The organism is Candidatus Palauibacter australiensis, assembly GCA_026705295.1.
GTDB lineage: Bacteria > Gemmatimonadota > Gemmatimonadetes > Palauibacterales > Palauibacteraceae > Palauibacter > Palauibacter australiensis.
In genome coordinates, this window is record JAPPBA010000017.1 from 1 (window position 1) to 7,472 (window position 7,472).

At 66.8% G+C, this 7,472-nt stretch carries 8 protein-coding genes; 3 read left to right on the forward strand and 5 right to left on the reverse strand.

Translation table 11 applies throughout. The features are described 5' to 3' along the window. The coding region (locus tag OXN85_00975; protein ID MCY3598532.1) for a hypothetical protein at nt 1-247 on the forward strand (247 nt) is incomplete at its 5' end. A gap of 365 nt (nt 248-612) precedes the next feature. Here OXN85_00975 and OXN85_00980 read toward each other — a convergent pair. The 3 genes from OXN85_00980 to OXN85_00990 all read right to left on the reverse strand — a co-directional run bounded on the left by OXN85_00980 (nt 613) and on the right by OXN85_00990 (nt 3,330). Further along, on the reverse strand, nt 613-1,047 hold the full coding sequence (locus OXN85_00980) for a hypothetical protein (protein MCY3598533.1): 435 nt from the start codon (nt 1,045-1,047) through the stop codon (nt 613-615). A 592-nt stretch (nt 1,048-1,639) separates the two neighbouring features. Further along, on the reverse strand, nt 1,640-2,290 hold the full coding sequence (locus OXN85_00985) for a response regulator transcription factor (protein MCY3598534.1): 651 nt from the start codon (nt 2,288-2,290) through the stop codon (nt 1,640-1,642). Next, entirely contained in the window at nt 2,287-3,330 is a 1,044-nt protein-coding gene (locus OXN85_00990; protein MCY3598535.1) for a PAS domain-containing sensor histidine kinase, read from the reverse strand. Before OXN85_00990 ends, OXN85_00985 begins: the two co-directional genes overlap by 4 nt. 602 nt (nt 3,331-3,932) lie before the next feature. On the opposite strand from OXN85_00990, the gene OXN85_00995 reads away from it, so the two are divergent. Beyond that, nucleotides 3,933-4,349 carry a hypothetical protein gene (locus tag OXN85_00995; GenBank protein ID MCY3598536.1) on the forward strand — a complete coding sequence of 139 codons (417 nt, stop codon included), beginning with the start codon at nt 3,933-3,935 and terminating at the stop codon, nt 4,347-4,349. Nucleotides 4,350-4,660: 311 nt separating this feature from the next. Here OXN85_00995 and OXN85_01000 read toward each other — a convergent pair whose 3' ends face one another. Continuing rightward, complete coding sequence (locus OXN85_01000; protein ID MCY3598537.1) at nt 4,661-5,818, reverse strand: hypothetical protein; 1,158 nt, start codon at nt 5,816-5,818, stop codon at nt 4,661-4,663. A 135-nt stretch (nt 5,819-5,953) separates the two neighbouring features. Between OXN85_01000 and OXN85_01005 the strand changes: the two genes are divergently transcribed. Then, nucleotides 5,954-6,925 carry an MBL fold metallo-hydrolase gene (locus OXN85_01005; GenBank protein MCY3598538.1) on the forward strand — a complete coding sequence of 324 codons (972 nt, stop codon included), beginning with the start codon at nt 5,954-5,956 and terminating at the stop codon, nt 6,923-6,925. Nucleotides 6,926-7,023: 98 nt separating this feature from the next. Here the strand turns inward: OXN85_01005 and OXN85_01010 are convergent, their stop codons facing one another. Next, entirely contained in the window at nt 7,024-7,368 is a 345-nt protein-coding gene (locus OXN85_01010) for a type II toxin-antitoxin system HicB family antitoxin (GenBank protein MCY3598539.1), read from the reverse strand. Nucleotides 7,369-7,472 lie beyond the last annotated feature (104 nt).

Here is a 7,472-nt window from a genome sequence, read left to right on the forward strand (position 1 = left end):
TGCGGACGCGGACGCGCGTCCCGTCCACTCGCCCGGAACCGCCGTTGCGGCCCGGTACGAGATCACGCGCATCGAGAATGCCATCCTTGGCATGGACGACGCGGCGGTCGAGGCAATGGGCGGCTTCCAGGCCTGCCTCCGGCGGATCGCCGAGATGAAGGAATTGCTCGGATCCATGCGTCCGTCAGGGACGATCGACGGCCATTCGGTATGGCGTTCGATCCGCTTCTCCGAGGGCGGGATTTGACCGTCCGTGGACGCGGCCCGTTGCCGATCCATGGGTGCACAGTGAAATCGGGGTCTTTGTGCACGAGAAACACGCTCGGATGTGACACGTCACCGATGCAGAAGTTGCTGGTACAGTTACGTTTGTGTCGCAGCCGCAGGGTCGGCGGTGACGCGCGGGCGCTTGCGCCCGTTGACGGGAGCGACCCACGTGTTCGGCATGCCTCACACGCCACGGCAGCGGTTGGGATGTGCACGGCCATCCTACCCTTGCCTGGGGTCGCTCCCGTGACCAACGATCCCGTGCGGGAAGGCCAACGGCGCGTCGCTCCGACCGATGGATCCGGCTTGAGAGCCGAGGCCGCCATCGGCCATGTCGTCTCGCGCTCAGCACGAGATGTAACCGCCCATCTGGAAGAGCGTCAGGGTGCCGCCGGAGGCCTCCCCGAGGTGGAGGATGAAGCGCGCGCCGTAGCGCCGTCCGAACGTCAGGCTCGCCCCGGCGGTCGGGGAAACGTCTCCGCCGTCGTACTCGATGCCCGCCCGCAGCGCCGGGCGAACGAACCAGCGGTCGCGTCCGAGCCGGACGGACGTTCCGATGCGGTTGGCGGAGCCCGCGAAATCGGCACAGCGGTAGGTCTCGACCATGCCGTACAGGGACACCGGCCCGGCGAGCCGTCCCTTGATGCCGACATAGCGTCCGGGGCAGGCGTCGCCGCTGCCGCCGACGAGCCCCGCTTCGAGCATCATTCGTCCGGGCCTCTCCTGCGCCTCGACCTGCGCGGGCAGGAGCGCCAGACCCAGCAACAACAGCTTCCTCATCGCGATGGCCGGATCCCCCGGTTGAGAATGAACCGGCCCGTCGAGGCCGAGACGGCGGCTCGGGTGCGAAACCGAAACGTCGGGTTCAACGTAGTGCAGGAGCGAATGGAACGCTCTGTCGTGTTGGACCGGAGGGGTTGTCCGGCGAGTCGGGCCGGGACGAAGCCGCCTGCCGCTCGGGCCGCTGTGGGGACGGCAAGTATGTAGTCCAGCGCCTCGGAAGCGGCGCTCGACGGGCCTTCCCGCAGGGACTGATGGTGCGGGAGCGACCCGTGGAGGGCGGGGGGCGAGGTGTGAGTTTCCACCTCGCCCCGAGCCCGTACCGAGCCTTCGGCGAGGCGGGTCGCTCCCAGCCCCGCCTTCGCGCCCAGTGTGCCACGGGCGACCGACCGGTGGAGCCGCAAGATGTTGCCGCGCCACCGGATAAGCGGGAGGACCCGTGTGAATCGCCGGAGGCCGGAATTGTGAATCGACCCTCCACGTCGATTTCACACTCCGGTGTGGCCGTAAGTGGCAGCGCAGGGGCTTCGGTGACATTCTCCGGCAGCCTCCTGCCGTCCGGGGCCTCCGAGGACATAAACGGACTCCTGCTCTACCGCTTCCGTTCGGTCCCCAAGAGGCCGTGATCGAGGGCGAAACGGATGATGTCGCGCCGGTTCTTGAGGCCCAGCTTCGACTTGGCCCGGGCGATGTAGCCCTCGACGGTCTTAGTCCTGATGCGCATCGCGTCCGCCGATTCCGGAGCCGAATACCCCTGCGCGCATAGTTCGATCACCGTGCGCTCCCGGGTCGAAAGCACCTCCGGTCCCGGGCCGCCGCCCTCGGAGCTTTGCTTCTGCTGACGCGCGATAAGTGCTGACGCTCGCTGGGGCAGGTACGAGTGGCCGCGCGCCACGGCCTCGATGGCTCCGATGAGATCGACATCGGCGGCCGACTTGTTCAGGAAGCCTGCTGCTCCCGCTTCGAGGGCGGGCAAGAGGAACTCGTCTTCGCAGTGGATCGTGAGAACCAGGATCTTCGTTTCAAGGCCGAGCTCGGCGATACGCCGGGTCGCTTCGATGCCGTCCATTCCCGGCATCGCCAGATCCATGACCACAACGTCCGGCTCCATTGCCCGCGCCTTCGTCACGGCCTCCTCCCCGGACGAAGCTTCGCCCACCATATCGATCCGGCCGGTTGTTTCGAGCAATGCCCTTAGACCCGCGCGCACCACCGTGTGGTCGTCTACAAGCAGCACCCTCATGATCGTTCGTCGTCCAGGCGCACCATCGGCACGGCAGCCCGAACCGTGGTGCCCTCCCCCGGCGACGCCTGTACAGTGAGGCTGCCCCCGACGGACTCCGCCCGCTCGCGCATCCCGGTGAGGCCGAGGTGGTCATCGTCAAGTGCGGCTCCAGGACCCGGCAACTCGAACCCGCAACCTTCGTCTCGGATCTCCGCGATGATCATGCGGTCCACCGATCTGAGCGTCACGGCAGCCTCCCTCACCCTTGCGTGCGTCGCTGCATTGGTCACGGCCTCCTGCACGATCCGGTACAGGGCCAAGATGGTCGCGGGATCCAATTCGTCGGCCACCCAGTCGAGGTTGACGCTGGCGTGGATCGTGACGCCGTAAACCTCTCGGGTATCGCTAAACAGGGTGGCGAGTGCTGTAACAAGCCCCTGCCGTTCAAGTTTCGGGGACCGCAGCCCCCGAATCATCTGCTTCACCCCGAGGATCGTGTCTCCAATGTCCTCCGCGATCCGCACTCGCGCACGCTCCCTCTCACCGTCGTCCCTCTCGTCGGCCAAGAGCTTCACCCGGATCTTCAGGGCCACGAGGTTCTGGAGGAACTCGTCGTGCAGTTCGCGCGAAAGATGCTTCCGCTCCTCTTCGGCCGCCGCGACCATCATGCCCAACGGACCCCGCATTCGTCTCCAAGCGGAAGCGTCACGGACCACGCAGATTACGTGGTCACGATCCGGCCGCAGTTGCGATGGACTCAAGCTGATCTCGACCGGAATCGCCGTGCCGTCCTTGCGCAAGGCTTCGAGTTCCAGTCCCTCGCCCATTGGACGGGGATGCGGTGCCTCGCCGTAGCGGCGACGATGCCGCCGGTGCCGACCACGGCTAGCGGCGGGAACCAGCCGCTCGATTTCCATGCCCTGCAAGTCCTTACGACTCCAACCGAACATCGCCACGGCTTGCCGGTTGAGGCCCCGAATCATGCCCGCTGAATCCACGACGAGAATCGCGTCCGGCGACGCGTCGAAGACGGCGGTGTAGTCCCTGTCATCGAGCATTCCCGAATCCGTCCCAGTTCTCGGGCAAATCGACCGGTCGCAGCCGCGAAGCCGATCCGCCATCGGCCCACCTTCACTCAGGAGATGTGCAAGTCCCGCCTATGTCAACACAGGTCATGGCCGTCAACAGATCAATCCGATCGGCCTCAGCCCGGTCGGAGCCCAACCTGCGGAGTTGCTTCACGATGCTCGCCTCCAGTGAACATGATCGACCGAGGGGTGAATGGATGACTCCAGACTTCCATGATCGCAAAACGAGCCGTTCGCTGCGAGAGGGAAAACCCGTGACTCTTGACGGGTGAATCACGGGTCTGCCATGGGGGGAGATCCCCCTCGTGTCGGAACCGGGCGTGGCAACGGCTGAGTGGACAATGCACGCACTCGGCATCGCCTCCGGCTCGCAAAACAGCCTCGATTCGACTCCAGCGGCGCACCGTCTCAGGGGATGCTCGTCGGTGTCTTCCTCTCAACATGAGGGGCAATCCCGCGCTCAGTGACGGGGGTTTCCCCGTAGATGGCGGCGACGGCACTGGCCAAACTGCGTTCGTTGATCGGGGAATCGACCCGCGATTACCCGTCTGTGTAAGCTCCGAACCAGAAGGATGAGCGAAATGAAGATTCTCCCGAAGTGTATCGCCATCGGCTTGTTGACCTTGGCTCCGGGCGCGTGCGACCATGCGTCCTCCCCGGTCGAGACCGTCGACGAGCCGATTCTCCCCGGCCTCATGGAGATCCTCGATCAGACCGACGGCGATGAGGTGGTCATCACCAAGAAGGGTGATCTGGCCGCCGAGCTAAACGTTGAAGCCTTCCCCTTGGGTGACGGCTACATCGGTTGGATCCACCGTCCAGACATCGTCGAGGCCTGGGCCATGCTGGCGGCCGAGGGCCCTGAGCCCGATTGTGAGGGCTCCGGTCGGAAGTTCATGAAGTGCGTCAAGGACCACTTAGACAACGGCGAGGAGTGTGAGTTGCACAAGGAGGGCGATACCTATCACGCGCATTGCGAGGAAGAATAGGATATCCTCCTCGACCTGCGGGCAAGCGGGGGCGACGGGGATCCGTCGCCTCCGCTTCCGCGGTCCGTCCCCTCGGCCTGCCGCCCGCCAGTACGGATCGAAAGTCCTCAGAGCGCGGTGCCAGTTACGCCCCGCCACCCACACCTCAAGACGCTAGCGGCAGCCTCACGGAGCAGACGCGGGAATCCCGCCATTCATGTCCGTTTCTCCAGCTTTCGGGGTACGGTCCAGCAGGGTCCAGCCCAACGGCGGGGAACGCAGATCGTGCAGCCCCGTAAGTAGTTAGACGATTCCCTGTCGTGATTCAGGCCCTAGCTGCTCCGCCCGTCCGGCGCGATCACGTCGATGGGGCCCGGTTCGTCCGAGCCGGGCTCCGTGCTCCGCTGGACCCACAGCGCGCCGTCCCAGGTCGCGCGCAGGGCTACGATGACCGGCACTTCCGGGAAGAACCGCATGTTCTCGAGGGCCTCCCGCTGCAGCGACCTCATGTTGTCGATCATCTCGCGGACCGCGGCGGGCGGTGCGCTCCCGCGCTGCGTGATCGTGCGGTTGCTCTCGGCCTCGAGTTGCCGTTCGCGCTCCTCCCGTTCCATCTCCTCCGTCACGGCCAGCGGCCGGATCGGCCGGCGCAGGATGCGCGAGATTGCGCCCGACGGATCGGTGAGCTTGACGGCCCAGGCCGACGAGTCCGAGAACGCGACCCCGCCCGCGGGCAGTGCGTCGAACAGGAGGTCCGGTTCGAACCCCCATTCCTCGTCGATCATGTCTTCGAGGTCGCCGCTCCGCGGGCCATCGTCCTCGACCGGCGCCCAGGCCTCCGCGAGCACGTGATCCTCGACGTCCTCCTGGGACATGTCGACGCGCTGGATCGTGCGTCCGCTGCGGCCGATCAGCGTGCGAGCGCCCGTCCGCTCGGGTCGGAGGTTCGGGCGGCGCGCCATGGCGAACCCCATTCCCCCACCGCCCTCTCTCACCATGCGCTCGAACTCGCCGCCAGGACTGAACACGTGGTATCCCGCGTGCAGCATGTCCTCGACCAGGACTTGCCCGTCCTCCCACACTACGAGTTGCGTCGCCGCCCGGAACTCGCCCGGGCCGTCGCCGGCGCGGCCGAACTCGCGCACGAAACGTCCCGCCGCATCCACCACGACGACGCGCGCGCTGGACTCCATCCGGGTCCCGTCCAGGAGGTAGAGGTTGCTCGCGCCGTCGAAGGCGACGCCCGAGATGGACGTGAACTCCTGCCACTGGGCCGCCGCGGCGGCGGATCCGATCGCGTACACCAGCTCGAGGTCCGGCGAGACGGCACGATCCTCGCCGGGAAGGTCGACCATCTCCTGGGCGTGCAGGCCGGCGCCCCCGAGCGCCGCCATCCACCCGGCCGCGAGCACCGCCATCCACCCGGCGGCCAACCCTGTCGCGACCGCCGACGCGAACTGCGGTCCACGGCTGGCGTTCCGTCGTGACATTCGCCTCATCCTGGCAGCCCCCTGCGGCATCTTGGCAGCCCTCCGCCGCGGCTTAGGTTTGTTCGAGTGTGGGCGCGGCGCCCGGCCCCATCTCAACCGGGCGATTCCGCGCCAGCTACTATGGAGGTAGTAGATATGATTCGCAAGCGCTCTTCCGGCCTGGTCTCCGGCCCGTCGATCCCCCTGATCGCTCGGATCCCCCTGCTCTCGCTCGTCGCGCTCGCCGCTTCGCTTTCGTGGGTCGCCTGCGGAGGAGGAGAGGCGGCGTACGACGAACCCGCGGGGGGCGCTGAGGCCGCGGCCGCCGACGCGCCGTCGCAGTTCGAGACGACCGAGGTCGCCGAAGGCGTCTACCAGTTCCGCTGGGGCGGACACAACGGCCTGTTCGTCGTGACCTCGGAGGGGGGCTTCGCCTTCGATCCGATCTCCGTCGAGGCGGCCGCCACCTACGCGGAGGAGATTCGCCGGGTCGCGCCGGGAGTCGAACTCGCGGCCATCGTCTACAGCCACCACCATGCGGACCACTCGACGGGCGCCGAGGTGCTGCGCGAGGCGTTCGAGGCCGACGTCCCCATCTACGCGCACCGGAACGCGGAGGCGCCGCTCAGGGAGGCCGCGAACCCCGACCTCCCCCCGCCCACGGACACCTTCGACGAGACGATGACGCTCGCGGACGGCGAGATCGAACTCCACTACCTGGGCCGCAGCAACGGCGACGACATCGCCGTGGGCTTCCTGCCGGCGCACAGCCTCGCCTTTGCGGTGGACTTCGTGGCGCGCGACCGGTTCGGGTACCAGGACCTCGCCGGCTTCCACTTCCCCGACCAGTTCGACGCGATCGAGGGTCTGCTCGATATTCCGTTCGAGACGATCGTGTTCGGGCACGGTCCGCCGGGCGACCGGGCCGCGGTCGAGCGACAACTCACCTACTACCGGGACCTGGACGCGGCCGTGCGGACCGCCGTCGAGGCGGGGCTGAGCGAGGACGAGACCGCCGAGACCGTCCTCATGGAGGACTACAGCCACTGGGACCGCTACGACGACTGGCGCGAACTCAACGTGCGCGGCATGCACCGCAAGCTCCTGGCCGCGGGCGCGGGCGACTAAGAGAGCGAGTCCCCCTGAGCGACCCTACGGACGTTCCCGCGGGAACGTCTCGAAGGCCGATGCAGGCGCGGCCACGTCGCCGTCTGCGTGATCGGCCGTCATGCCGTCGCGGGTGCCACGCGGTCGCCGAGCGTGTCGGCGATCCATTGATTCAGGCTCTTCCCTTCGGCGGCCGCCGCGGCGGCGACGTTCGCGTGTAGCTCTGACGGGATGCGCAGGTTGAACCTCCCCGAGTACCGGCGTCCCGGCTCGACGCCGTCCTCCTCGCACATCTCCAGAAACACTCTGAGCGATGTCGCGCCCTCCCTCCGGAGACCCGAAACGTCCCGGGCGTAGAAGTCCGCACCCCCATTCAGGCCGACGAACTCGCCCCGGAACATCTCGATGTCGGGGTCGAACTGGATGACGGCCCGGTAGCCGCCGATCTCCATCGTGTTCTTCACGGCTCCACTCCGTTCTCCCTCAGCCAATTTCGAATGCTCGCCACGGCACTCTTTGTGTTCTTCGATGCTTGCGCTTCACAAGTTTATGGTATCGAATAATGGTA